This window comes from Frankia sp. AvcI1 (assembly GCF_001420875.1).
GTDB lineage: Bacteria > Actinomycetota > Actinomycetes > Frankiales > Frankiaceae > Frankia > Frankia alni.
Genome location: NZ_LJFZ01000012.1, coordinates 121,314 through 148,154, shown reverse-complemented (window position 1 = coordinate 148,154; position 26,841 = coordinate 121,314). Strand labels below are relative to the sequence as shown.

Sequence of the window (26,841 nt, the reverse complement as noted above, 5' to 3'; positions counted from 1 at the left end):
NGATCCGGGACATCAATCGCTATTCCCTCGCCCGCATCGACCATCGGGACAACTCCATCATCATGCACCGTCTGGTGCAGAAGGTCCTGATCGACCNGATGACGGAGAACCAGCGGGGAAAGATGAAGCACGGGGCCCACGTCCTGNTCTCCGCCAGCGACCCGAACGACGGGNCCAACCCCGGCCTCTGGCGGACCTACGCCGACCTGTATCCGCACGTGGTCGCCACGAACACCGAGGAGTGTGACGACCCCCGGGTCCGTCAGCTGCTGCTCAATCTGAGTGACTACCTCTGGTGGTGGGGCGATCATCAGGTCAGCAACGACTTCTCCCGGAAGGTCCGCGCCGCGTGGCACGCCGGCTTCGGTGAGGAGGACCCCTACAGCCTGCAGATGGGCCTGCGGTTCGGCTGGGGNCTGGCGACGCTCGGCCGCTACACCGAGGCCGCCGAGGTGAACCGGCGGACGTTCGAGCTGTCGACCCGGGTCAACGGCCCCGACGCCGAGCTGACCATCGTGCTCATGGGCAACATCGGGGCCGACCTGCGCGCGCACGGCGAGTTCACCGCCGCGCTCGACGTCGCCCAGGACGCTCACCGCCGTGCCGTGAAGGCGTTCGGCCCCGACGATCCGGCGACGTTGAACACCGCCCGCAGCGTCGGCGGCGGGCTGCGGCTGCTCGGCCGCTACGCCGAGGCCGCGGCGCTGGACGAGGACATCTGGCGGCGCTCCGTCCTGCTGTACGGCGAGGACAACGCCAACAGCCTGGCCGTCCTGACCGGGCTGACCATCGACCGCAGGGAGCTCGGCGACTACCTCGGCGCCCGGGCGGCGCAGGAGGCCATCGACGCCCGCTACCGGCGGCTGTTCTCCGAGTCGGCGGACCATCCGGCACGGCTGTACTCCAGCCTGGACCTGGCCGTGGCCCACCGGAAGGCCGGCGACCACGACAGGGCGCTCGCGCTGTCCCGGGACGCCGAGCAGCGCCTGACGAACCGCTACGGGGAGGAGCACCCGTCGTCGCTGGCGGCCGCCCTGAGCCTGTCGATCGACCTGCGGCACGCCGGCCGGCTCCACGAGGCCCGCGAGACCTGTGGGCGGACCCGCCGGCGGTACGCGGAACGTCTCGGCGACACGCACCCGTACACGCTGGCCGCCCAGGTCAACCTCGCCGTCATCGACCGGCTCTCCGGCCAGACCGACGCGGCGTTCGACCAGAACGAGCAGACGCTGGCCGCGTTTGCTCAGCGGCTCGGGGAGACGCACCCGTCGACGCTGGCGTGCGCCACGAACCTGGCCAGCGACCTGTACGCCCTGGGACGGTTCCAGGAGGCGCACGACCGCGACCTCGTGACGCTGGCGTCGTCGACCGAGGTGCTCGGGGAGGGTCACCCGTCCACGCTGGTCGTGGCCGCGAACCTCGCCCTGGACCTGCGCGCGCTGGAGCNCAAGGACGAGGCGCTGGAGCTGCAGGCGGCCACGCTGACGCGCGTGGACGCGGTGCTCGGCCGCGATCACCCCGCCAGCCGGCAGGTGGCCGCCGGGGTGCGACTGGACTCCGACGTCGACCCGATGCCGATCTAGGAACCTGCGGGCTGGGCCACCACCGGCAGCAGCCACTCGGCCAGTGCCGGCGACGCCGCCCTGCCGCCGCCGCGCGCCACCGCCGCCGCGACGGCGTGCACCAGCTCGGGCCGTTCTCGCAGCACCCGGCCCGCCGGCTCGTCGTCGCCGATGGCCAGGCCGAGGCCGACCAGGGCGCGGCGATCCCCGCCGGTCCGCGCCAGCTCCGCCTCGTAGAGGCGCCGGGCGCGGGCACGGTCGCCCGCCACGAGGGCGCAGTCCGCCCGGCTCGCGCCGCGGTAGGCACGGTGCGGCCCGTCCCGCTCGAGCCGGCGGAACTCGTCCCGGTCGGCCAGCCACAGCCGGGCCAGGCAGGCCCTGGTGTCCAGGGCACGCGCGCCCGGGTCGGGCACGATCCGGGTGGGAACGCCGACGGCTACCGGGTCGGCGCCCGCCGACCAGGCCTCGGCCAGATGGCGGACGGCGGCCGGCTCCGGCGCCCGGTGATGCACGCGCCACAGTGCCTGGCCGTCCACCACCGCCAGGTCGGCCAGCCGTCGGGCCTCGACCGGGACCGGCTCGGAGATCCACCCCTGCACGGTCGTCGCGATCCCGGTCAGGAAACGCCGGCCGGGCGGGGTGAGCGGGCCGGTCCGAAGCAGGTCGGTCGCGGTGTCGAGCACCGCCCGGCGCCAGAGCGCGAACTCGAAGTGGGCCAGCATCGCGTCCGCTCCGACCGAAAGCCGACGCTGGGTTCGCCAGAACTCCGCGACGCCGAAGAACGCGTAGACGCCGTGGAGCGTGCCCAGCGGCGGACGCGGATCGTCCCGCCAGGGNGCATACCGCGGATCGGCGGGAGCCGCCGGGTCGACGAAATCGCCCACCACGTGAAGCAGCGCGTCCAGGACGGCGTGCCGAAGCTCGTGGGCAAGCATGGCGGCACCGTCCAGCGCGTCATGCGGCTCGGAGAGCTCGACACCGCCGATGGCGTCACCGAAGGTCGCGCTGAAGGACCGGAAGCGCGCCGCGCAGGGAACGGGAACGACGGTGGAGAGCACGATGCCGACGCCCGCGGCGAGCTCGGCGTGGCCGTCGCGCAGCACCCGCCAGGTGTCGGCCAGGCGGCGTTCCCAGCGGGCGAAATCGGCGGCCGGCAGCCACACCGGCGCGGCGGCCCGGTTCACCAGGCGGTACGGGTCGGCGTCCTCGATGACCACACCGACGGCGCGCGACGTGCGGGTGGGATGCCACTGCACCGCGGCGGCTGCGGTGCCCCGCACCGGGGGCTGCGCGGGATCGTCGGTCCAGCCGTCTGTCCAGCTGCCGCCGTCGGTCCAGCCGTCGCTCCCGACGCCGCGGCCCACCATGGCCCGGCCCGCGGATCCGATCACCTCCGCACCGTCCACCCCGACCCGGACCATCGCCGTCTCCCAGGGCTCGCCGNCCGGAAGTCGGGTGTGGCCCAGAGTGGGAAGGTGCACGACGCCTGCGCGGACCGGCACCGCGATCTCGGCCGGGACACCGACCCGGACCGCGGCCGCGGCCGCCNGGGCGTGCAGATAGCCGACGTCCACCCACAGCGGCACGTCGTCGTGCGGCCGGGCGCGCAACCGACGCAGCAGCCTGGCGGCCCAGGCCCCGGCGAAGGNCCGGTCCAGCACNGCGTGCACCATCGCCCGATCGCGCCGTTCCAGCGCGATGAGGAGATCCCAGGCCTGGTCCNCCGGTGTCAGCGGGGCTGACGCCGCGGGCTGGTCCCGCAGGAGGTCGAGAACGGCGCGAAACGCCATCCGGCGATGGCTGATCTCGGCCTCCGCCAGCCGCCGGACGATGTCGGCGTCGAGCGTGCCGAGCGCAAGAGCGTCGACGTCGGATGCCGACAGCCGGTGCGTGCCAAGGCGGGGACGCACGGCGGCCACCGGCACCGGCCGCATCAATAGTCCTGCCGGCGTATGGGAGGACAGGAATTGCCGACCGAGTTCCGCGCGGGTACGTCGAGGGAGAGGGTGTCGACCAGCCGCCGAACCCCTACCTGAAGCTTCTGGTCCGCGCTGTCCCGGAGCTGGTCCAGCCCTATCTCGCGCACGTCCGCGAGCTCCCACTCGTTCTCAGGGTCAGGCATGGCGTCCCCGTTCCTTTCTGACCGTTCCTCCCCGCCGCGGCCCGGACCGACAGCCACCGTTCCGCAGCGCGGGAAGAAAAGAAACGCCGTGGCTGAAGTCTTGCACATCCACCGGCATGAAGACGGCGCAACCGCGACGCCGACCGGGCGGGGATGGGGGCTGGGGGCTGGGGGCACAGCCTGAGGACGAAACGGCAGAACCCCCGCCAGGGGTCGGGGGCGGCCAGCGCCAGGTCGAGTATGTTTCCGCAGGCCGCCAGCTGCTCCGCGAAGGCCGCGGCGGCGAGGGCCGCCCTGGTGGGGAACCGCCGGTACACGGTGGCCGTCGCCAGTCCGGCGCGGCGCGAGATCTCCTCCATCGAGGTTTCGGAGCCCCTCGGCCGCGAAGGCCTCCCGCGCCACCGCGAGAATCCTGGCCCGGTTTGCGTCGGCATCCGACCGCAAGCGAGAGGCCGCCATCGCCCTCTCTCTCACTTCCGGCTCTCGCTGGTGACTCTTCCGCACCGGGCTGACAAAAAAACCATTGTACGAGCCGGGAAGCACTCCCACCAGCGAAAGGGCTGCCGATATGACGCTCTCCGCCGAGGACACCGCCTTCATCGAGAAGAACCCCACTGCCGCGATGATCACTCTGGCCGCGGACGGCCCGACCAAGGCGNCGCGGGTGATCNTGGCGATCCTCGGCGGCAGGCTGTGGAGTGCCGGTACCGTCGATCGGGCCCGCACCCGCCGGCTGCTGCGCGATCCCCGGTCGACGCTGTTCGTGTTCGAACAGGGCCACGGCTACCGCTCACTCGAGACGACGGTGACGATCCTCGACGGACCGGCCGGGACAGACGCGAACGTCCGCCTGTTCCGTAAGATCCGAGGCCGGCCGGCGGGACCGATCGAATTCTTCGGGACCGAATATGACGAGGAGGCGTTCCGCTCGGCAATGATCGCCGACGGCCGGATCGTCTACGAGTTCAACGTCCTGCGCTCATCGGGCGTGGACCACGTACTCACCGAGGCACCCACCCTCGACGCCCGCTCCCAACACCGGTCGTAGCGGCAGGGTGCCGTCGGTCTGGCACGATTGTTTCGTGTCTGCGTTCCCACCAGTTCGGCCACTCGACTTCGTTCTCCGCATCGTCACCGCGGCGAGACTCCCGCGGCAGGCCGCGATCGGAGCGGTTTTCGCCCTGGCATCACCGACCTTNCTGCCGATCGCCCTGGCGAGAGGATGACCATGTCCTCCAGCGCGCCTCGTCCGGGTACCCTCGACCCGGAACTCGCCACCGTCGCCGACGCCCTGACCAGCGGCGGGCCGGACGTGTTCACGCGCGTGCGGGAGCAGGCGCAGGCCGAGCTCGCGGAGCAGCTGGCACGCGCCGAACTACCCCCGGTCGAGGCCGTCGACCTGTCGGCCCCCGCAGACCCCGCGGTACCGGTGCGGTTGTTCCGCCCGCAGCGGCGCCCNTCCAGCCTGCCGGTGTTTCTGTGGATACATGGAGGCGGATTCANGGCCGGGAGCGCGGAAGCACTCGACCCGTTCTGCGCNGAGATCGCCTCGCGCCTGGACATCGCCGTGGCCAACATCGAGTATCGGCTCGCCCCCGGGACGCCCTTCCCTGGTCCGCTCCACGACTGCTACGCGGCTCTTCGGTACGTGTACCACGCCGCGCGCAGCCTCGGCCTGGACGAAAACCGGATCGCCATCGGCGGAGCGAGTTCCGGTGCCGCTCTCGCGGCCGGTACGGCGCTGCTGGCCCGGGACCGGAGGGAGGTTCCTCTCGTGTTCCAACTGCTCGACGTTCCGCTGCTCGACGACAGGCTGAGTACCGAGTCGATGGCGCAGTTCGTGGACACCCCGGGGTTCACCCGCGCCGGCGNGGCCGCCGCGTGGACGGCATACCTGGGCCCGGACCAGCGGCCCGGCGATCCGGACGTGTCGCCCTACGCGGCTGCGACCAGGGCGACGGACCTGCGCGGCCTACCCAGCACGTACCTCAGCACGATGGAGCTGGATCCCGCCCGGGACGAGGGAATCCTGTACGCGTTGCGGCTCCTGGCCGCCCGGGTCAGCGTCGAGGTGCACTCGTTTCCGGGCACCTTCCACGGCGCGGAGATCTTCGCGCCCGGTGCGGCCGTGTCGCGTCGCGCGGCCGAGGAGCGGCTGCGGGCGCTGGCCCGCGGGCTCTCGGTCGACGCGGACAGGCGGGTGCGGCTCACCTGAGCGACAGGATGCCGAGGGGCAACCCGCCCGGCCGCATCCGAACGGTCGTACCGGCCAGCGGAACTTCATAGGCTCGACGGACGGCCGACGCGCCCGGCCTGGATCAGGGAGGTTCGCGTGGTCGACCAGGCGGAGAGCCAGGAACGGGGGATGCGGTCCCACGCGCGCCGCAACCGGGAGCGCATCCTGGCGGTCGCCCGGGAGGCGCTGGCCAGCCGCGACGGGGACATCTCGCTCAACGAGGTGGCGCGCCGCGCCGGCGTGGGGACGGGCACGCTGTTCCGTCATTTCCCGAGCCGGGACGCGCTGCTCGAGGCGCTGCTGCACGACCGGACCGCGGCCCTCTGCGCCGAGGCCGAGCGGCTGCTCGGCGCCGCGGACGCGGCCACCGCGCTGTTCGACTGGCTGGCAGATCTGATCTCGCACGTCGCCATCTATCAGGGCGTTTCAGCGGCGTTGCTCGCCGGCTCCCGGGACGAGGGCTCGGAGCTGCACAGATCCTGCCGGGCCGTCGACCTGGCCGCCGAATCGCTGCTCATCCGGGCCCAGCGGACCGAGCAGGTCCGGGCGGACGTGCGGCCGGACGAGGTCATCTCGCTGGTCAGCGCCCTGTCCTGGGTCAAGGAACAAAGCCCCGACCGGGACGACCACGTGCGTGCACTGCTGACCGTGATGGTCGACGGGCTGCGGACTTTCCCGTCGCCGGGGGAACAGGGCGAACAGCAGGGAACCACACCACCCCGAAGAGCAACGGACTCCTAGGACTCTTGCAAAGCGGAGTACCGCGCCGGTAAGCTGCGACGGCGGCGGATCATCGGGTAAGGAGGCAGCGAGACAAGCGGCGGCCTTTCGCCGTGCAGCGAAATCCCGTCCGTCCCCGATGACGCGGGCGGGGATTCCACCCCNCCGGCGATCGACTTTTTCCGCCATCCGCCGGAGATCAGCCCGACCGTGCTCCCCCGCGCACGCACGTACGGACTCCGGTTCACCACGTCACCGATTCATGTTTCTTTCGGATTCATGCCTTCNTTCGGTTGAGAGTGGCCGCGCACCACCCGCGTCGCCCATCGCCGCGATCTCCGTGGGCCTTTTTGGTATGCCCCGCCGCCGCGCGCCCTCCTGTCCCGCCCGTGCCGCACCAGCGCCGTGCCGCGGCGGCGACCGATGACCCTGAAACCGATGACCCTGACAAGGAGCACCTGATGTCGTTGCCGGATCTGCGCGGGCGCGAGTTGCACCTCAGCGTTCATCCGGTGGCGGCCGGGCACCATCCTGGGGCGTGGCGGTGGCCGGGCTCCGACCCGCTCGCTTTTGCCCGGATCGAGGGCTACCTCGAGGTCGCGAAGCTCGCTGAGCGTGGACGGCTGGACTCGATCTTTCTCGCCGACGTGCCGGGCCTGCACGCCGACATCGACAACTACCCGCAGCTCAACGGCCTGGAGCCGACGCTGATCCTGACCGCGATGGCCACGGTCACCGAGCGGATCGGGCTGGTCGGCACGGCGTCCACCACGTTCAACGAACCGTTCAACATCGCCCGTCGGTTCCAGGCGTTGGACCTGATCAGTCACGGCCGGGCCGGCTGGAACGCCGTGACCACATCGGGTCCACGGGTCTCGGCGAACTTCGTCGCACAGGAGCCGAGCAGCCAGACGCGCTACGCCCGGGCCGAGGAGTTCGTCGCGGTCGTGCTCGACCTGTGGCGCAGCTGGGCACCCGACGCCCTGGTCGCGGACGTGGAGTCCGGGCTGTATGCCGACATGGCGAAGATCAGGCCGATCGACCACCAGGGCAGGTTCTTCAGCGTCCGGGGGCCNCTCAGCCTTCCCCCCTCCGAACAGGGCTACCCGGTGCTATACCACNCGGGGGTGTCCGACCAGGTGCGGACGCTCACCGCGCGGACCGGCGAGGCGATGTTCACGGCCGCGGTGGACCTGGACACGGCCCGGGCGGAGCTGGACGTCGTCCGGTCCCGGGCGGCAGGTCTGGGCCGTCCGCCGGATGCGGTGCGGTTCCTGCCCGGACTCGTCACCTCCGTCGGTGGCACCGAGCGGGAGGCGCTCGAACGGCGCCAGGCCCTCGACGAGCTGTCCGACCCGCGCGGCTCGCTGCGGGCCCTCGCGGCGCAGCTCGGCCTGCCCGCCGAGGATCTGGAGCTGGACCGCCCGGTTCCGCCGACCCTGCGGGAGAACCTGGCGCGCGTGCGCGGCCACGCCCGTCCGTTCGCCCGCCTCGCCGCGGCGGGGCACACGCTGCGCGACATCATCCGCCGGGGCGGCGGTGGGGGGCACATCGTCGCGGTGGGCGACCCCGAACAGGTCGCCGATGTGATCGAGACCTGGTTCGCCGCCGGAGTGGTCGACGGGTTCACCCTCATGCCGGACGTCACCGTCGACGGGTTNCCGGCCCTCGTGGACCAGGTGGTGCCGATCCTGCGGCGGCGTGGCATCTTCCGCTCGGACTACCGCGGGACGACGTTGCGGGAGCACTACGGGCTCCCGATCCCGGACGTCGCGGCCCGGCGACCGCTGGCGAGGGCGCTGTAGGTGGTCGCCGTCTCCATCGTCGACCAGGGTCCCGTGTCCGCGGAGATCACGCCGGCGCAGAGCCTCGGTCACTCGACCGCCCTCGCCCAGCTCGCCGACGAGCTCGGCTACACCCGGTTTTGGCTGGCCGAACACCACGGCGTGCGGAACATGGCGATCGCGGCACCGGAAATCCTCATCGGCCACATCGCCGACCGAACGAGCCGGATACGCGTTGGCTCCGGTGGCGTCATGCTGCCCAACCACGCGCCCCTGCACGTCGCCGAGCAGTTCCGCACCCTTGAGGCACTGCATCCGGGACGGATCGATCTCGGGGTGGGCCGGTCCACCGGTACCGGCGACGACCCCACCCGCGACGCGCTGCTGCGCACCCCGGACGGACTGGAGAGGTTCGGCGACCACCTGCGGCACCTGCTCGGCATCGGCGGGCGCTGCCAGCTTCCCGCCGATGATCCCCACCGAGCGCTCGTCGCGTCACCGGCCGGGGTCCCGCTGCCTCCGGTGTTCCTGCTCGGCTCCAGTGTCGGCAGCGCCGAGCTCGCCGCTCGGGCCGGGCTCGGGTACGGCTTCTTCTGCGTCTACCAGGACCCGGCGGTGGCCGCCCGCGCGCTGCGCTGCTACCGCGAGTCCTTCGTGCCGGCCGCGCCGGGAGACCGGCCGCTGGGGATCCTCGCCGCCCGGGTCTGGGTGGGCGAGGACGACGAGCACGCGGAGGCCCTCGCCGCCCCCGAGCGGCTCGCCGTGCTCGACCATCTCACCGGCAACCCCAGCCCGCTCGAGCCCGTCGAGCGGGCGCTGGCCCGGCGTCTCACCGACGCCCAGCGGGCCGCGCGCGACACGCTGGATGTCCGCGGTGACGTGGTCGGCGGCGTCGACCGGGTGGCGAGTCGGCTTGGCGAACTCGTCGCGGCCAGCGGGGCCGACGAGGTGATGGCCATCTCCAACATCCACGATCCCGAGGATCGACGGAACTCGTTGCGGCGCCTGGCGGTGGCCGCCGGCCTCGGTCCNGCGCCCGCGAGGTAACGCGGTTCACGGCCGCCGGCGGTTCGCCGTTCGCGGTTCGCCGTTCGCGGGGCGCATCCGCTCCGTCTGATCCATCTGACCACGAGAAGCGGGGGTCCCTTCAGTATCCGCTCGACATCGCGCGGGGAACACGCGCGACCCGCGCCCGCGTCCGTGACGGCGACCCGTTGGTCGAGGTCGACCGCGTGACCCGGTCCTTCGGCGACCGGCGTGCGGTGGCCGAGGTGTCTCTGACACCGCGGGNGGGCGAGACCGTCGGACTGGTCGGCGAGTCCAGCTCCGGCAAGAGCACACTCGCGCGGACGGTGACGGGTCTGACCCACCCCGACCAGGGACGCGTGCTGCTCCACGGGCAGCCCTGGTCAGGGGCAGCGGCGCGGTCCAGGCGAGGGCGCTGGCGGCGCATCCAGCTCATCCAGTCTGCGACGAGCCCGTCTCCGCGCTGGACGTGTCGGTGCAGGCCCAGGTGCTCGNCCTGCTGTCCGAGCTGCAACGGCAGCTGGGAATCGCCAGGTTGTTCATCACTCACGACCTCACCGTCGTAACACACGTCAGCGACCGACTACTCATCATGAAAGACGGTGAGGTCGTGGAGGAAGGAGCCGCGAAGGCGGTTTTCGACAACCCACGGCACCCGTACACGAAAATGCTTCTTCAGGCGGCACCACGCCTACCGGACTCACGCTTCCAGGAACCACGCTTCCAGGAACCACGCTTGAGGAACCACGCTGGCAGGAGCCGCGCTGAGACGGAGTCCGGTCGCTTTTCGCCGAGTCTTCTTCCCCTGCGGCCGCCGCCATGGACGTACAGCACCGCCGGCAGCGCCGTGGTCGGCTCGCGGGGACCGTGACGGCGGACCGGCACCCGAAGCCCCGACACCGGGTAAATGGTAGATTTATCCGGCCAGACCCATCTTCGCCGTGGCTGCGAACGAGGTGGAGTGGTNGGCATCGTCCGCGAGACGAGTACGGGGGAATCATGACCTGGCACGAGTCCGGCGATCCTGCCGGTACCCGGTGGTGGAACGGATGACGCAGCCGGCCGAACCGACCGGCCCGGGGCGAGGCGCCCGGGGCTGGCGGCGCGGCCCCGCCGGGCGGGGCGATGGTCTTCGCCCTGGGCGGGGAGGTGACCGCGCGCGCGAACGCCGCCGTGTCGGCGCAGCCGGGTTCGGCGGCGCGGCCGATCGCGGCGGCCCCGCGGCCGGCGGGCGCCGGACCGGCCGGCGTGAGGAGAACGAAGCGGAGACCGGCAGCCGGATCGGGCTGTGGGGCGCGACGCAGAGCGGCAAGACGACGATGCTCGCCGCTCTGCAGGTCGCGGTCGCCCGCCAGCGCGGCGGCGAGCAGGACTGGCTGATGTTCCCGGGAAACGCGCGCACGTCGAGGTTCCTGGCCGAGGCGGGCACCCAGCTCGCCAACGGCGAGTTTCCGCAGGCCAGCACTGACGTCCCCGAGCCGCTGTCGCTGCGGATGCTCCGGCCACGGTCGCGTGGCGCGTGGCTGGCCCGGATGCTGCGCCAGCGCGCCCGTCGCCGTGACTTCCGCATCACCCTGCTCGACGTCAGCGGCACGATGTTCCGCAACCAGCCTGAGGAGGCGGTCCTCGNCCCGTCCTCGGACGACTACGTGAGTGACCTGTTCGCCCAGACACCCGAGGCCGGCGACGACGTCGAGAACCTCGTGGACCATCTGGCCCGGGCGGACGGGATGGTCTATCTGTTCGATCCGTTGCGCGAGGCCGGCCGGGGTGACTCCTACCAGTTCCTCGAGAGCATGCTCGGACGAGTGGCGCTGCGGGCGGAGGAGCTCTCCCGGCTCCCGGACGGCAAACTCCCCCACTACCTGGCCATCTGCGTCACCAAGATTGACGACCCCGAGGTGTTCCGGCAGGCCTACGACGGCGGCTTCGTCGGGATCAGCGAGGACGAGACGCTCCAGCCGGAGATCGTCGACGACGACGCGGCCGACTTCTTCGCCGAGCTCTGCCGAGGCGGCCGGGCTGGCAGCGGTGTGCTGGTCCGCGNCATGCTCGAGCGGTACTTCCACCCTGACCGGATTCGCTACTTCGCGACATCCTCCGTCGGCTTCTACATCGGCCCGAGTGGCTATTTCCGCATTCAGGACTTCCGGAATGTGGAGGACGGCGTGGGCGGCGTCAATCGGATCCGCGGCCGGGCCCGCCCGGTCAACGTGCTGGAGCCGTTTCTCTGGCTGGNGGACTCCATCCGCCGCGCGCGCCCGCCGCGGGCCGTCGAGCCGACGCGGCCCCGCGAGCCCGGCGACGACCTCGACGACCTCGACGACCTCGGCGGTCCCGACGGCCCTGACAACCCCGACGGCCTCGGGCCCCCTACCGGAACGGGCGGCGACTGGCCCCGCCCGGCCGGCGGCGCGGGCGACGGGACCTTCAACCCGCCGCCGCCACCCGGCCCGCTCGTCCTGTAGGCGGCTGGCGCCATGCACGGAGGGGCCGCCGACCGCGGCGGAGACCACCCCCCCGACGAGCCCCCGCGCGCGGGTCGACCGCCCGCGCGGATCGAGGCCGGATGGGCGGTCAAGGGCAAGCTGCCGGGTACCTTCGCCGACTACGCGGTCCTGCGGTGCAGCTCGGTCTACTTCGGGCGCGGCGACTACGGGGCGATCCTGCGACGCTTCACCCCGGGCACCCCGCCCCCGCCGGAGGCCGCTGGCCGGCCGGACACCGGTGGACTTCCCTGGGTGACGGTGAGCTACGCCCCGCGCCCGGGCGGCGGTCTGCTCGGGGTCGCGCGGTGCGACTGGACCGCCGAGGTCGACGGCGCGGGCCGGCGGATCGCGCGCACCACCTACCTGTGCGCGCCGTTCGACGAGCTCGCCGCCGCACAGGTGACGTACGAGGATCTCCACAGCGCGCTGCGCCTGGACCCGGCGGTCGCGGCGGTCCTACGCCCAGAGGCCGACGCCGCGACCGATGCGGAGGCCGGCGCCCCGGCCCGGCTCGGGCACCTCCCGGGGCTCGACCCGGCGGTGGTCGCGCAGTACCTGGCCGACGAGGATCGGTTCCGGTTCGCCGCCGGCGTCGCGGGCCTGGTGCTGTGCGGCCCGGTCGCGCTGCTCGGCGCGCCCGCGCTGCCGCCGGAACAGCGGGTGGCGGAGCGGCTGCGGCTGCTGGACGCGGTGGCGGCGCTGCTGCCGTTCGGCCAACGGGCCCAGCTCGTCGCCTCCACCTGGGTGCGTTCCGGAGCCGACCACCGGATCCGGCTGGCGTTCAGCGACCAGGCGTGGCCCGGCGCGGTGGCGGCCCGGGTGCCCGTCGGCGGTCACCCGGGTGAGCTGCCGGCGCTGCCCGACGTGGCCGCGGAGTACCAGCGGTTGCTCATCGGTCTGCGGGACCGGTACGGCGAGCCGGTGGAGCGCATCGTCGCGCACCTCACCGAGCCGGCCTACCAGGGCGCGCACCCGATCGCCGACCCGCGCCACGCGCTGCTCAGCCTGGCTGACCTGCCGGGGCCGGCCTTCTTCGCGACGCTGGTCCCGGTCCTGACCCGGGCTCGGCGCGCCCACGCGGGGGCCGCGGCCGGCACCGAGGACCAGCAGGCGCGCCGACGCGCTGCCCTCCGGAGCGCCGAGGACACCTCCGCCCTGCTGCGCGCTCAGCGGCTGCGGGGGAAGCTGGCGGGCCTGGATACCCGCGAGCAGGACGACGCGGTGCGCGCCGCGCTCGCGCACCACCACGGCGCGCCGTACGTGTCGCTGGAGCTCGCGCGGCTGGCCGTCGCGGACGACCAGCGCGCCGCCGGTGCCCGCCCTGCGGGCGCTGCGGCCCGCAATGGCGGCCCAGGCCTCGACGGCGGCCAGGCAGCCGCGCACAGCGTGGGTTGGCTGGCCTGGCTGGTCCGCGAGCCCGCGCTTGCCCAGGCGGTACGGCCGTTCGTCGAGGTCCTCTCGAACCGGCCGGACGGGCAGGTGTTCGCGGCCGCCGGCAGCGAGGCGGGCCTGCCGCTGCTCGCCGACCACCGGTATCTGCTGGCACTCTCGCGGCTGGNGAGGCTGGTCGGCGTCGGGGAGCCGCTGCGCGTCCCGATGACGCGCTGGCTGCTGGAGCAGGCGGCCGCCAGGTCACTGGCCGCCCCGGTGGCCGCGGCCTGGGCNGGTGAGCTACGTGCGTCAGCCGGCCAGGGAACCGGCGGCGCACCCGGAGCCAACCGGCCCGGTGGCCAGCTGGCGGCGGTGGCGCTGGCCGACGCGGTGGCGCTGCTGCTCGACGGGCGCCCGGTCCGGCCGATCGCGGCACGGATGACGGTGCCCGACTACGGCGTCGCGCTGCATCGGACGGTCATGGGTCTCACGAGACGGTTCGCCTCCGACATGGGCGTCCGGCTGCTGCACGAGCTCGGCAGGTCGCTGGACGCCGAGGGCTGGCCGGCCGACCTCGCCGTCGCCGACCGGACGCTGCGGCTGTTGGAGAGCCTCGTCCGGGACACCGGCCACATGCTCCCGGACAGCCTGCGCGTGGCGGTGCGCACCTACCTGCTCGGACGGCCGAAGCTCCCGAGCGAGACGGCCAGGGCCTGGCGGGACATGATCGAGGGATACCTGCCCAGGCAGTAGTGCGCGTCTCAGGTCGCCTCGCCGTTGCGCCGCCGGCGACGACTGTCGGCCAGGGCGGTCTCCCGCTCGCGCAGGGCCGCGGCCAGCATGCCGTCGATCTCGGTGAGGCGCCGGTCGGCCTCGCGTAGCCCGGCCATGCTGCCCGCGACCCGCTGGTTGGCCTTCAGCCGCGCCGAGAGCCGGGCCTGCAGCTCGCGGTGCTCGTCCTCGAGCCGGGCGGCCCGCTCGTCGATGACGGCCAGCTCCGCGCGGGTGCGGTCGTTCTCGCCCTCGAGCCCGCTCAGGCGTTCCCGGTCGACGGCGAGCTGCTCGGCGAGCCGTGCCTGCGCGGCCGCCGCCGCGGCGAGCGCGTCGGCCAGCTCGGCACGCCAGCCGCCGGCGCGCAGGCCGGTCAGCAGGTCAAGCTGGACGGCGGCCAGCTCGACGGCCTGTTCGGCGCGCAGCGCCGGGTCGGAGAAGGCCGAGACCCGCTCCGCGAGCACTCGGTGCTGCTCGCGCAGAGCCGGCAGCGACGCGGCGAGCCGCTCGGCCCGCTCGAGGTCGGCGAGCCGCCGGGTCAGCTCGGCGTGCTCGGCGGCCAGCCCGTCGAGCTGGCGTTCGTCGGCCAGCCGCGCGTCCAGCAGCGCCCGCGCATGGGCGACGCGCCGGGCCGCCTCGGCCTGCCGGGACGCCCAGTCGGCCAGGTCCGACCGGATCGGCTCAACCGGCTCGGCGGCGGCGAGGAAGGCCGGCAGCGTGGCGAGCAGCTCGGCGGCGTCGCCCATCGCGTCGTCGAGTCCCATGACGGCGTTCAGCAGGTCAAGCCGGTCAGCATCGCCGTTCTCGGTCAGCGCCCGCAGCGTCTTCGCGGCGTCCGCGAGCCCCGCGCGCAGCGCGTCGAACGCCCCTTCGGACATCGGGAACCCCCCTGGCTGATGGGCGGGCGCGGCCGGTACCGGCGTGCCCCGGGATGGTCAGATGCGTGGATGTTCATTGTCGGGATCGGCCGGGATCTCCAGCACCCGGGCCTCGCCACCGCCGGCCGGGCTCAGGACGAGCCCGCCGGCCGGGTAGCGGCCCGGCCGGAGGCCGACGTGGTAGTCACCGGCCGCCAGGCCGCCGGGCAGCCNCAGCCGCGCGCGCCGGGCCGGGCCCGAGTCGGCCGGCCGCACCTCCACCGCGATCTCGACCGCGGCGTCCCCGTCGACGCGGACCAGCAGTGGTCCCGCGTCCGTCGTGACCCGTTCCGGCCAGGCGTCGCCGGCCGCGGCGACGGCGATCGTGGCCTCGGCCAGCCGCCCGTCCCGGACCTGGTGCGTGTACAGCCGGACGGCGCGTTCACAGCGGTCCACGACGTGCGCGCGCCCGGCGGCGACCAGCTCGTCGCCGCGGGCGGCCGCACCGGACGGGTCGTCGGCGGCGAGTATCTCCACCGCGGCCGTGGCGCCGGTGGCCGCCAGCCGATCGACGGCCGCCAGTCGCTCGACGGCCGCCGCCCTGACCGCCGTCGCGAGCCAGGGCAGCACCCCGAGCGGCCCGACGACCAGTCCCTGCAGCATCGGACCGCCGCCGGCAGTACCGACGGACCCGGGGGCATCCCGGCCGGTGAACAGGTCGGCCCGGCGCTCGAGGACGGCGCGGACGGCGGCCTCGGCGGTCGCCCCGACCGGCCCGGAGCCGTCGAGCAGATCGCCGAGGGTCAGGCGGAACTCGCTCGCCGGCCCGAACGCCGCCACCGCGCTGCCCCGTATCCGCGGTCTCTCGGCAGCCTGCCTGAGCAGTTCGGAGAGCCTGGCGCCGCCGGCACCGACCATCGCCGCCAGGTCGGCGGCGTGGCCGTCCCCGGCGCCGGCCCGCTGCGCGAACCAGGCGGCGCCCGGACCGCTGGCCGTCTCGTGGCCGAGGATCCGGACCAGTCGGGCCCCGGAGGCGACCGTCCCGAGGCCGACCAGTGTGGCGGCCGCAGCGGCGGTTGCGACCTGGCAGACGAGCAGGTAGGGGCGGCCGACCTGCTCGTCCGGCAGCGCCGCGGTGACGGCCGGGCCGCGGCCCACCGCCCAGCCGGCTGCGGCGTAGGCCGCGTAACGCGCCGTACCGGGGGCGGCCGAGGCTGGCGAGGCGGCCGTCACCAGCCCGCTCCCCCCGAAGGACCGCCGGCCGACCAGCCGCCGGGCCGCCAGCCGCTGCTGCGCCACGGCTCGTCCGGGTTGGTGCCCGCCACCGCCTGCTCGCCCGGACCGCCGGCGCTGTGGGCGGTGGTGGCCTGGGCACCGTCACCGGCCCAGCCGCCGGACCCGGCCGAGGCGACCCCCGCCGGTTCGGCAGGCGGCGGCACACCGGGCACGGCACCGGTGGGCGCCGGCTCGGTGGGCGCCGGCTCGGTGGGCGCCGGCTCGGTGGGCACGGCATCGGACCGCTCGGTGGCCGCCGGCTCGGGGAGCCGGGCCGCCGGCGGCGCGGGTACCGCCGACTCGCGGGGCGCGAGCCGCTGCAGCAGCGCCCGGGCGTCCGGCCCGTAGGCCTCGGCGCGGGTCCTCGCCGCCTCGCTGGCGGGCTGGTCGGCCAGCAGTGCGTCGAACGCGGCGAGGTCGGCGAGCTGGCCGTCGGCGCGCAGCCAGNGGCTCCATTCCGCCAGCTCGCCGGGTCCACGGCCGTCGAGGTCGAGCTGGACGAGCAGGCGGACGGCGGCCGCCGGTGTCGCCTGCAGCGCCTCGCGCAGGACGAGTCTGAGGCCTTCGCCGGGGAGGATCAGCCCGAGCCGGACGGCGCCTCGGTGGACGCGGGCCAGCCGTTCCCGGTCCGCCTCCGAGCGCCGGAGCAGGGCGGCGAGAACGTCGTCGAGCCGGCCCTGCTGCCGGGCCCGGTCGGCGAGCCGGTACGCCGCCTCGACATCGGCGACCCCGCCGTCGGCAAGCAGGACGACCAGCGCGCGGACCATGGCCTCGACGGTGTCGGCCCGGCCGGCCAGGATCGCGCGGCGGCGTTCCCTCGCCGTGGCCAGCGCCACCGGCCGGGACTCCCCTGGCGGCCCGAACGCCTGGTTGGCACCGCCGACGAGGGCCAGCCGGTCCGCCAGGTCGTCCAGGGTCACCGCGTCGGTCATCGCGGCGAGCTGGCCGACGATCGGTTCCGTGCCCTCGCTCAGCGCCCGGGCCCAGCCCANCCGGTCGGCGTAGATGCCGGCAAGGCCGTGCAACCCGTCGTCCGGCCGGGGCGGCCACCTGACAGCGGTGGTGTCGGTGCTCGGCGTCCGCGCGGTGAACGCGAGCCGGAACGGCGACGGGTCCGCCGCCCAGGTCGCGACGGTCATCGAGGCGGACACGCCCGCGGGCAGCAGCGCGAACACGGCCCGCAGGAAGGTCAGGCGCTGCCGGAGAGGCGGCCGGTCCGGCCCGGTGACGATCACGACCGGCCCCTCGAGCAGCCGGGCGGCGACCCGGGCGACGGCCGCGAAGCCGAACGCCGCGACCTCGCCCGCGAGCCGGGCGACGACCAGGGGATCCGCCACGCCGGGCAGGGTCATGCTGCCGGGCTCCCCGCCGGTCTCCAGGCGGGTGTGGACCGTTTCGCAGAACTCGACCAACCGCCCCCCGGCGGCGACGAAGGGGGCGAACTCGGTATGGCCGGCCCGCCAGCCGCCGGAGGCCGAGTATGCGATCGCGACCGCCACCCCGGCACCGTCCCCGGCGAAGGACAGCTCGGTCGCGTCGGGCTCGCCGGGCGAGCGGGCCGCGCCGGGGTCCGCGTCCGTCACCGTGGGCAGGTGGCTCAGGACGAGCTCGATCAGCGCCCGGTCCTCCGTCCGCAGCACGGCCTGGGTGCCGCCGAGCCAACCGAGGGCGACGGTGACGGGGGCCGCCTTCCGTCCTTTCCCGCCCTTGAGCAGCGACTTCGACTGCTTGGGTGGGAGGGCGCCGATCAGGCGCAGCAACCGGTCCCGCTCGGCGCGCTCCTCGTCCAGCCGCTCGAGCAGCGCCCGCCATTCCTCCTTGCGGCGCGGCCCGAAGTGGAGCTGACCGGACTGGGTCTCGGTCTCCAGCCAGCCGCCGACGGCGGGCAGCACGTACCTGGGCAGCCGCCAGGCGGCGGCGAGGCTCACCAGCGCCTGCATCGCGCGATCGACCACCGCCGGGTCGACCAGGGTGAGCGTGGTGAGGTCGGCCGCGGCCGGCGGCCGTTTGTCGGCAAGCAGCCGGTAGGGCTTCAGGACGCCGGCCGTACGCGACGACGGCCCCGGTTCCAGCCAGCGGAACAGGTTGTTGAGGCCGACGCCGGGGCGTGCCTCGATGTGGCGGAGCACGATCAGCAGGGCCAGCTCCGGCGCGGCGAGCAGCCGGGAGCGCACGGCGGCCCAGTCGTCGTCGTCCCGGCCCGGCTGGCTGCCGCGGATCAGCTCGGCGGCCAGGTTGACGGCGTCCTCGCGGGGCGCGGTCTCGCCGGACTGCGGCTCCAGCAGGGCGGCGACGACCGCGGCGCGTACCGGGGTCGGCGCGTCCGTCAACCGCTCCTCGATGATCCCCACCGGCACGCCGGCGCCGACGAACGCGCGCACCAGCGCCGTCGCCGGATGCGTCGAGCCGGCCACGCCGGGCCCGGGCCACTGCCGCAGCGCGAGACGCAGGTCGTCGGGCTCGGGACCGTCGAGGAGCAGGGGAAACAGGCACTGGGACGGGTCGGAGCCGACCGGCATCGAGGCCAGGTAGCCGCGGGCGTCACGCGGGCTCCGGCTGCCGGAGCGGACGGCTGCGGCCAGGCTCGTCGCCGCGGTCACCGCCAGGTGCTCGGCGAACTCCTGCGGGCGACTGAACGCCCGCGGGGTCAGGTCGGCGGCGAGCGCCTCGACCAGGCCGGTCAGCAGCCGCTCGGTCGCCGGCTCGTCCTCGCCGCCCGGCGCCGACCGGCTGGCGCCGACGAGATGGGCCAGCACGGCGGCGTAGCGGCCGCCCGCATTCGTGGCGCCGATCGTCGAAGCGCCGGCAGCCGTGGCGCCGCCCGTGCCGGAAGCCGTGGCGAGCTGGCGCAGGCTCGGCGGCCGGGCCGGGTCGAGCCGGGCGGCCTCACCCGCGCCCAGGTCGTCGCCGAACGCCAGCCGCACCTGCTGGCTGGCCCGGACATCGGCCCACGTGCTGGCGGCCAGCGCACCGGCGGCTCCCGCCGGCAGCATCGCGGCGGTCAGATCCAGGTAGGAGACTCGCGCTCGCAGGTCGACGACGCGCGCCGGCGTCAGCGTCACCGGTCGCTCGACGAGCAGTGCCGCCGTGGCCAGCGCGGCGCGCAGGCTGGCCGCGCGGCCGGCGCCGACCGGCTCCCAGGCGGGCGAGGCGAGCACGGTGCGCCGGTCGAGGCGGCTGACCCGCAGAGCGAGCAGGCCGGTGCCGATCTGGCTGGGCAGGCCGTCGGGCGCCACGTCGCGCACGGCGTCGTGGAAGGCGAGGTAGCTACCCAGCTCCCGGTGGAAGTCGACCTCGGGAAGGCAGAAGAACCGGGTCGGGACNATGATCCGGCCGGTGGCGTCCGTGGTCGGTGCCGCCGGCCATTCCTTGATCGCGATGNCNATGTACGGGGTGCCGCTGACGGTCGCCGCGGTGAAGGTGACCCAGGGCAGCGCCCCCGGCTGGCCCGGCGCCGGACCTGCCGGCTGGCCGACCGCGAAGTACGTGATCATTTTTGCGAGGCTGGCCGGGCGGACGCGTGCGGCGCTTGCGGCGATGACCGTGTAGTCGTCGCGCTGGCCAGGCCGCTTGCTGAACAGTGCCCAGTCGAACTCGACCGTGCCGGTGGGCCCGTTCACGCCGCCGGCCCGCCGCGCTGACGAGTGATCTTGCCCGCCATCCGCAGGAACGGCTCCAGGACCCCCACCGGCGCCGCCTCGCCCACGATGCGCGTCTCACCCTGGGTGAGCACCGTTTTCTGATAGTGATGCGGGTTGAAGGGCCGGCCCGGCCCGGCCCGAAAGCCGATCGAGGACGTCGCGTAGAACTCGACCCGTTCGCGCCGGAACGCCGAACGGATGGCGGCGCGGACGTGGCCGGCGCCGGTGCCGGGTCGGTCGGCAAGCTGGTCGAAGTACCGCCCCGCGATCGACTGGTCGATCACGGGAGCCGCTCGCCGGCTGAGCTCCGCCAGCTCACCCGGAGTCAGCGCCGCGTTCATCACCCGCGGGTCGTCGAACTTCGTGACGCAGACGAACAGGTGGTGGGGCAGCTTGCCGCCCTGCACCCGCCCGGCCTGGTAGCAACGTTGGAGCAGCTCGCTCAGCACCGCGTTGAAGGCGGTGTAGCTGTTCCGGTCCCGAATCTCGCGGATCGGGTCGAACAGCAGGATGATCCCGTCGCAGGCGGTGAGGTGCCGCAGGAGCTCTTCGTAGCCGCTCGCCTGCTTGGCCACCGGGGGCCCACCACCGCCGGCCGGCGCGCCGTCGAAGCTCACCTCCTGCGCGGCCCCCTCGGCCCCCGCGGCCCCCACGACCACGCCCTGCTGGAACAGGTCCCCGGGCACGTCGAGCACGTCGACGGTGATGCGGGTCCGCAGCACCCGGGTGCCGTAGTCCGGCTGACGTTCGCCCGCGATGACCAGGCTCAGCCGGGTGCTGAGCGCCGTCGCGGGCGAGAACCGGCCACCCATGAGCCGGCCGACCTCCTCGTTGAGCCAGGACGTCGCCCGCGCGTCGGCCCCGAAGACGTTCCAGCTGTCACCCGGCATCCGGGACTGTTGCGCGGCCAGGGGCAACGCCGCGAGCAGGGTTGTCTTCCCGCTNCTCGGTGCGCCCCACAGGCCGATCCGCACGTCGATCATGGCACCCTCCACCCCGAGCCGGCCGGCCCGGTCGCGCCGGTCAGGCCGGCCGTCCCGGTCGAACGGCTCCGCCTGGATCTGTTGCTCACCGGCTCGGTCCCGGCGGACGGTGGTGGCGTCGGCGTCAGCAGCGGGACCGCCAGAGCTCGTCCGCGCCGGCCGGCGCCGGCGGGGCCGTCCTCGAGCAGCTCGGCGAGCTCGGCCAGTTCCCGGTAGCCGGCGCCGGCCGGGAGCTGGCCATGCTCGCCGAGGGCCGCCCAGGCCCGCTCGGCGCGGCCCACGTCCTCGCTGCTCCGCTCGGTCGGGACGAAGTCCAGGCCGCCCCGCGCGGCGATCCGGACCGGGTCGACCCGCTCCACCAACCGGCGTAGCAGCCGCTCCCAGTCGTGCCCGAACTCGCACTCGTTTGCCAGCGAGGTGTCGCCTCGCTTCGTCGGCGGGTGCGGCCCGCGGGCCCCGATGGTGATCAGGACACCGTACGCGTCCGGCCGCCACGGCAGGTCGAGCGCCGTGTGCAGCGCGTCCTCGATCGGCGCCGCGACGTCGGTGACGTGCGGCGTCCGCCACCCTTGCGGCGCCCCTGCGGCCTCGGCGGGCGCACGGGCGATCACCGACCGCACGACCGGCTGCCCGGCCCGGAGCGGGTCGAGCACGTCGTGATCGGCGTACCCGATGACACTTACCCGGACGGCTTCCGGCTCCGGGTGCTCGCGGCCGACCAGCTCCAGCAGCCGCTCGGCCAACGACAGGCGCGCCGCGACCGTCCGGGGGAGCCCGCCGGTTTCCACCAGCAGAACGAGGTCCAGCGGCTCGGCGCCGTAGGTCGACGGCTGGCCGTCGCGCAGCTCGCGCCAGGACGCCGCCAGCGGGCTGTCCGGGCCGGCCGAGCCGCCGGGCGGGACCTGCTCCGAGCGGGTCCCGGGTGGTTCGAGGAACCGGACCGTCCGGGGGCCCTCGAGCGCCACCCGGACGGGCAGCGTGCTGCCCGGTGCCGCGACGCACCGGCCGATCGCCACCGGCCGCCAGGCTGCCGGATCCGTCGTGCCACCCGGGCGGGCGACCACGACGAGCGCGAGCTCGAAGCCTCCCCGCGGCGCGCCGACGGTGACCTCGACGGACGGCGTCCCGTTCGGTCCGACGACGAGCCCGGCGTCGAACAGCGGGACGGTCGTGAGCCGCACGTTCCGGCTCCCCTGCGCCACCTCGGCGACGACCAGGCCGTACCCGGTGGGCAGCGGCGCCTGAGCCAGCACGGCGGCGGGGGACTCGCCGGGCCAGGCCCGGCACCAGGTGACGTTCGCGCGCAAGGCCCCCGGCTCGGCGAGCGCCTCGGCGAAGCGCTCCAGCGGCGGCCAGCCGTCGTCGAGCCGCCAGGCGACGACGACGTCGGTCACGCCGGCGGCGCTCAGCGCGCCGGTGACGGCCCCGACGGCGGCCGACGGCACCGCGCCGACGGGACCGACCCCGCCGGCCAGCCGCAGCAGCCGGGTCGGCCGGTCGCTCGGCAGGCCGGGGAGCAACTCCGCCCAGTCGCGGCGGACGAGTTCGCGGGCGACGGGCAGCCCCAGCTCGTCGACCTCGACGACGGACAGGGTCACTGCATCCGCCGTCACCTCGGCGACGCCCGGCCGGACACCGCCGCCCAGTCCGGCCCGGCCCATCCGGCCGACGAGGCCGAGCAGCGCCGTCGTCAGCGTCGGGCCGCGCGGCCGTGCTCCGCGGCCGGCGGCGCGGGCAGCGGCGGCGAGCTCCGCACGCGCGGCCTCGAGCTCGCCCGGAGCCGGTGGGCCGGCCCGGACCGCGCGTCCCAGCTCGTCGGCCAAGCCCGGCTCGGCGTCACCGAACGCGGCGAGGACCCGGGCCGCGGCGCCCAGGTCGTAACCCCGGCTGGCCGCGCCGAGCCGCCGGTCGAACGCGGCGGTCACCTCGGGCGTGAGCGGCCCGAGCAGGACGGGGCCGCGCAGCGTCCAGCCACACCCGTCGCAGCGCTGCTCGCCGGCCTGGCCGGGGAGCACGGGCGGGATGGCCAGCTCGCAGACCGGGCAGAACGGACCGACGGAACCGACGGAACCGACGGGATCGACCGGTCCCAACTGGCCCCTGGGCTGGGTCGGGGACGTCATGCGGGCAGGTCCGCCTCGGTCAACGTGGTCAGTTCGGCCTGGTCGGCGTCGGGCCGCTGCGCCATCCGCGCGGTCAGCCGGTCCTCCATCCGGTCCAGCAGGCCGCGGGCGGTGCGGGCGTTGGCGAAGGCGGGGCCGTCCGCGTCCCGCCGGCGGCGAAACCAGTCGGCGGCGGCCGGGCGGGCCGCCGGGTCGAGCCGGTAGCCCGCCGCGCCGGCCATCCGCTCCAGGATCTCGACCAGGTCGTTGGGTTCGTAGTCCGGGAACTCGATCGTCTCGCCGAACCGCGAGGGCAGGCCCTCGTTGACGGCGAGGAACTCCCGCATCGAGCCGGGGTAGCCGGCGGCGATGACGACGAGCCGCCCGCGCAGGTTCTCCATCGCGGGGACGAGCGTGTTGATCGCCTCCCGGCCGAAGTCCTGCGGGCCGCCCCGCGCGAGGGCGTACGCCTCGTCGATGAACAGCNCCCCGCCGATCGCCTTGGCGATGGCGTCGCTGGTCTTCTGCTCGGTCTGGCCGAGGTAGCCGGCGACCAGGTCCTCCCGCTTCACCTCGACGACGTGGCCCTTGCTGAGCAGGCCGAGCGCCGCGAACATCTCGCCGACCAGGCGGGCGACGGTCGTCTTGCCCGTCCCGGGTGGCCCGAGGAAGAGCAGGTGCGGCGCCACGACGCCCGGGGCGCCGATCCGCTGGCGGTGGCGCAGCCTGCGCTGGAGGGCCTCCAGGCTTGCGCGCACCGGCCCCATGCCGACCAGCGCGTCCAGCGCGGCCAGTACCTGTTCGATCGGCGGGACCCGCCCGGGCAGGTCCCGTTGGAGGCGCTCGGGGATGTCCGCCGGCAGCAGCGGGCGCTCCCACAGCGCGGCCAGCCGCGCCGGGTCGCCGCCCGGGCCGCCGTCGGCCAGGACACGGCCGGACCACCGGGCGCGCAGCTCGTCGGCCAGGGACCGCATGGCCCGGGCGTTGCTGAAGTCCTCGCCGCGGCGGCGGTACATGCCGGCGACAACGGCGCGCAGCGCCTGTTCGGTCTCCGGCTCCCAGGTCAGGCCGCCGGCGGTGAGCTGGCGCAGGAGAATGGTGGTGAGCTCGTCGGGCTCGTAGTCGGGAAAGTGGATGATGTTCGCTTCGGGGAAGCGCCCGCGCAGCCCCGGGTTCGCGTCCAGAAACCGCCTCATGTGTTCCTGGTAGCCGGCGACGATGACGACCAGCCGTTCACGGTCGTTCTCCATCCGGCTCAGCAGGGCGTTGACCGCCTCCTGCCCGAACGGACTGTCCCGACGCTCGGTGAGCCGGTACGCCTCGTCGATGAACAGCACACCGTCCAGCGCCTCGTCGGCCTCCCGGTTCACCGCGATCGCGGTCTGACCCTCGTAGCCGGCGACGAGCTGGGAGACCTCGGGCGCGCGGACGTGACCCCGGCGCAGAACGCCGATCGCGCGGTAGATCTCGCCGATCAGCCGGGCCACCGTCGTCTTGCCCGTGCCCGGCCCACCCGTGAACACCAGATGGTGCGAACCCGCCTGCGCCCGCCGGCCCGACCCGGCCGGCCGCGCCGCCAGCAGCCGCGTCGCGCCCGCCAGCCGGCGGACGTGCTCCTTCACCGTCCCGAGGCCGGTCATCGCGTCGAGCCGCTCCCAGGCGGAGCGCCCGTCCGGTGAGCCGCCGGTGAGATGGCCGGCCTTCGCGAGCTCCGGGCCGTCCAGGGGACGTCGCTCACGCGCCCACAACTGCATGGTGCTCAGCCACTTGCGGGTCGCGTTCGACTCGGCCGACATCGCGGCCGCCAGCCGTGGCAGCCCGGCCCAGTCACCGATGTCCAGCCCGTCGACGAGGCGGGTCCGGTGAATCGCGCGCTCGATCTCGGCCGGCGGCGCGTGCCCGACGTAGCCGTAGCAGCCGTCCGCCGCGGTGCCCTCCAGCCAGTCGGCGAGCGTCGTGAACAGGCCGGTGCGGCGGACCTCCGCGATGATGCGGGACCGGTCCGACTCCCCGGAGATCAGCACGCACAGATGGTCGGTGCGCGGCCCGCCGGTCAGCTCGCCGAAGAGCCCGGCCAACGGCCGCACCGCCTCCGGCCTCAGGTGGGTGAGCAGCTCGGGGGTGGACAGGAACACGGCCGCGGTGCGCAGCGGGTTGCGCGGGCCGCGCGGGCTGAGCCAGGTCGCCAGCAGCCGGACCGCGGCCCCGTCCGTCATGCTGCCCACCGTGCTCGCCGCCGGCGGGCGGCCGGTACCGACCGCGGCGCCCGCACCCGGCCCGCCCGGCCCGCTCGGCCTGCCCGGCCCCAGGCGGCCCGCGCCAAGCCGGTTGACGGCACCCATCGGGCCGTTGAAGAAGCGCATGGTCCCGCCGGCGGGACCGCCCGGGGCGGCGGGGGGCGGGACCGGCCCCGCCGCGTTCGCCGTCTCGCTCGCTCCGATTCCCCGCGGGCTCCCGGTCCCCAGCGGGCTCCCGGTCCCCCGCGGGCGCCCGGCCGAGGAGTCGGCGTCGCGGAAGTAGAGACCCTTCTCCCACGGGGTCCAGAACACGATGCGCTCGAAGCCCGCGGCGGACAGCTCCTCCCACAGGGCCGCCTCGAAGTCGCGCTCCAGGTAGTCGCGGCAGACCAGGGCGTCGAGCACGCCGGGGCCGTGGAGCACGAACAGCGGGTCGCCGGTGTAGCGGAACGCGCTGCTCAAACGCTCGGCCGAGCGGGGGGACCCGCCGCCGCCCGCCGGGTCGGTCGGAACGGTCATCGAGCGCTACCGGGGCCGGGCCACGGGCGTCGCGAGCGGTACGGGCCGCGCCGGCGGCGCATACCGGACGGGGTTCAGGTCGTGGTGCAGCGACTCGTCGGGCGGCGCCGCGTCCGCGCGCGGTGCCGCCGCGTCCAGGCCCTGCGCCCGCAGCGCGGCGGCAAGCTCCTCGGCGCGGGCGAGCCGGATGTTCTCGGCGCCGACCTCGTCGTAGCTGAGGATCTTCAGGTCACAGGCCGGGGCCGTCTCNGCGGCCGAGACGTCGACGACGACGACACCTCCGTCGGGGTGCGTGACGCGGGCGAAGAAGGCGTTGCGGTCGTCCTCGCCCGCGTAGGTGTGGTCGGCCAGGGCGAAGCCGCTGTCGACGAGGGTCTGGACGACGACGTCGGCCACGTTGACCCGCAGCTGGGAGGCGAGCTGGTTCAGCGCGGCCCGCTCGACGATGTCGGCCAGGCGGGCCTCCAGCTCCGGCGCGCGTTCCTCGACGATCTCGCGCAGCTCGTCCGTCGTCACCTCGCGGGTCGTCACCTCGCGCCCGGCCCGGGNCCCGGCCCCGGGGCTGTCGTCGCGCACCTCGGCGAGCAGCGTCTCGACCTCGGCGCGCAGGGCCGCCAGCTCACCGTTCGACCAGTGGTCGACGTCCAGCGTGACGTCCGCCATCGGCCGGCCGTCCTCGTCGAGGGCCGGCTGGACGCCCTGCTCCTGCGCGATCCGGCCGACCAGCAGCAATGCCTCGTTGGCCGCGTCGCGGGCGGCGTGCCACTCGCGGTCGGTCACCTCCAGCTCGTACCGCAGGTCGGACAGGCCGTCGTAGGCCCGCTGGGCGGCGGTGAGNGCGGCCTCGCCGAACCCGTCCGTGACGTTCTGGCGGGCCGTCGCGACATCACGCTCCAGCCCGGCGAGCCGTCCCGGCCGGAAGCGCTCGGACGCCAGCGTGTCGCGGATCAGGGTGGCCAGCCCCTCGGCGTCGGCGATCCACTCCCGGGCCGCGTCCCGCGCCCGGCTCCGCTCGTCACGCAGGGCATCGACATCCGCGCGCAGCTCGTCGACCGCCTTCTGGNGGGCGGCGCGCTCGGCCTGGATCGCCGCCCGGAACTGCCGCTCCTGGGCGGCGAACGCGTTCTCGGTGTCCGTCCGCAGGCC

Annotated in this window: 11 protein-coding genes and 13 pseudogenes; 17 read left to right on the top strand and 7 right to left on the bottom strand. The window is 74.7% G+C overall.

The genetic code is table 11. The annotated features are described in order from the left end of the window. Position 1: 1 nt before the first annotated feature. The 5 genes and pseudogenes from UK94_RS52425 to UK94_RS52400 form a co-directional block, all read left to right on the top strand. Positions 2-96: pseudogene (locus tag UK94_RS52425) on the top strand (hypothetical protein); the annotation flags it as partial. Between the two features lies 1 nt (position 97). Continuing rightward, positions 98-146 (top strand): annotated as a pseudogene (locus UK94_RS52420) (hypothetical protein); the annotation flags it as partial. A 28-nt stretch (positions 147-174) separates the two neighbouring features. After that, a pseudogene (locus UK94_RS52410) lies at positions 175-415 on the top strand (hypothetical protein); the annotation flags it as partial. Position 416: 1 nt separating this feature from the next. Next, a pseudogene (locus UK94_RS52405) lies at positions 417-1,446 on the top strand (tetratricopeptide repeat protein); the annotation flags it as partial. Between the two features lies 1 nt (position 1,447). Further along, positions 1,448-1,583, top strand: a 136-nt coding sequence (locus UK94_RS52400) for a hypothetical protein (RefSeq protein ID WP_235487988.1), incomplete at its 5' end; no start/stop codon positions are given. On the opposite strand, the pseudogene UK94_RS52395 reads toward UK94_RS52400, so the two are convergent. The 4 genes and pseudogenes from UK94_RS52395 to UK94_RS32615 form a co-directional block, all read right to left on the bottom strand. Next, positions 1,580-2,398, bottom strand: a pseudogene (locus UK94_RS52395) (HEXXH motif-containing putative peptide modification protein); the annotation flags it as partial. The gene UK94_RS52400 and the pseudogene UK94_RS52395 overlap by 4 nt on opposite strands. Position 2,399: 1 nt before the next feature. Then, on the bottom strand, positions 2,400-2,929 hold a 530-nt coding region (locus UK94_RS52390), incomplete at its 3' end, for an HEXXH motif-containing putative peptide modification protein (protein ID WP_235487986.1). 566 nt (positions 2,930-3,495) lie between these two features. After that, on the bottom strand, positions 3,496-3,684 hold the full coding sequence (locus UK94_RS34350; RefSeq protein WP_041938642.1) for a hypothetical protein: 189 nt from the start codon (positions 3,682-3,684) through the stop codon (positions 3,496-3,498). Further along, positions 3,636-4,043, bottom strand: coding sequence for a TetR family transcriptional regulator (locus tag UK94_RS32615; RefSeq protein WP_011601497.1), 408 nt, complete (start codon positions 4,041-4,043; stop codon positions 3,636-3,638). The genes UK94_RS34350 and UK94_RS32615 overlap by 49 nt, the downstream gene beginning before the upstream one ends. A gap of 1,100 nt (positions 4,044-5,143) precedes the next feature. Between UK94_RS32615 and UK94_RS73895 the strand changes: the two are divergent. The 12 genes and pseudogenes from UK94_RS73895 to UK94_RS52340 all read left to right on the top strand — a co-directional run. Continuing rightward, positions 5,144-5,186: pseudogene (locus tag UK94_RS73895) on the top strand (hypothetical protein); the annotation flags it as partial. A 38-nt stretch (positions 5,187-5,224) separates the two neighbouring features. Next, positions 5,225-5,555, top strand: a pseudogene (locus tag UK94_RS52380) (alpha/beta hydrolase fold domain-containing protein); the annotation flags it as partial. A 1-nt stretch (position 5,556) separates the two neighbouring features. Next, a partial coding sequence (locus tag UK94_RS52375) for an alpha/beta hydrolase fold domain-containing protein (protein WP_235487937.1) occupies positions 5,557-5,899 on the top strand: 343 nt, incomplete at its 5' end. Between the two features lie 117 nt (positions 5,900-6,016). Next, complete coding sequence (locus UK94_RS14650; protein WP_011601494.1) at positions 6,017-6,661, top strand: TetR/AcrR family transcriptional regulator; 645 nt, start codon at positions 6,017-6,019, stop codon at positions 6,659-6,661. Between the two features lie 440 nt (positions 6,662-7,101). Further along, a pseudogene (locus tag UK94_RS52370) lies at positions 7,102-7,715 on the top strand (LLM class flavin-dependent oxidoreductase); the annotation flags it as partial. A 1-nt stretch (position 7,716) separates the two neighbouring features. Further along, positions 7,717-7,761, top strand: a pseudogene (locus UK94_RS52365) (hypothetical protein); the annotation flags it as partial. A gap of 1 nt (position 7,762) precedes the next feature. Continuing rightward, positions 7,763-8,300: pseudogene (locus UK94_RS52360) on the top strand (LLM class flavin-dependent oxidoreductase); the annotation flags it as partial. Between the two features lies 1 nt (position 8,301). Then, a pseudogene (locus UK94_RS52355) lies at positions 8,302-8,445 on the top strand (nitrilotriacetate monooxygenase); the annotation flags it as partial. Continuing rightward, a pseudogene (locus UK94_RS14640) lies at positions 8,446-9,455 on the top strand (LLM class flavin-dependent oxidoreductase); the annotation flags it as partial. A gap of 276 nt (positions 9,456-9,731) precedes the next feature. Further along, positions 9,732-9,944: pseudogene (locus UK94_RS52350) on the top strand (ATP-binding cassette domain-containing protein); the annotation flags it as partial. Between the two features lie 98 nt (positions 9,945-10,042). Beyond that, entirely contained in the window at positions 10,043-10,321 is a 279-nt protein-coding gene (locus tag UK94_RS52345) for a hypothetical protein (RefSeq protein WP_306281763.1), read from the top strand. A gap of 3,283 nt (positions 10,322-13,604) precedes the next feature. Then, on the top strand, positions 13,605-14,063 hold a 459-nt coding region (locus tag UK94_RS52340), incomplete at its 5' end, for a hypothetical protein (protein ID WP_235487935.1). Between the two features lie 8 nt (positions 14,064-14,071). On the opposite strand, the gene UK94_RS14620 is transcribed toward UK94_RS52340, so the two are convergent. From UK94_RS14620 to UK94_RS14600, 3 genes are all read right to left on the bottom strand, one after another. Beyond that, the gene (locus UK94_RS14620) at positions 14,072-14,959 is read right to left on the bottom strand and encodes a hypothetical protein (protein ID WP_055750273.1); all 888 of its coding nucleotides are present in this window, start codon (positions 14,957-14,959) and stop codon (positions 14,072-14,074) included. Between the two features lie 213 nt (positions 14,960-15,172). Next, positions 15,173-16,171 (bottom strand): hypothetical protein (locus UK94_RS14615; protein ID WP_235487933.1); only part of this gene is annotated, 999 nt, incomplete at its 3' end. Between the two features lie 4,662 nt (positions 16,172-20,833). Then, positions 20,834-22,960: a hypothetical protein gene (locus UK94_RS14600; RefSeq protein ID WP_157734260.1), complete on the bottom strand. Its 2,127-nt coding sequence runs from the start codon at positions 22,958-22,960 to the stop codon at positions 20,834-20,836. Positions 22,961-26,841 lie beyond the last annotated feature (3,881 nt).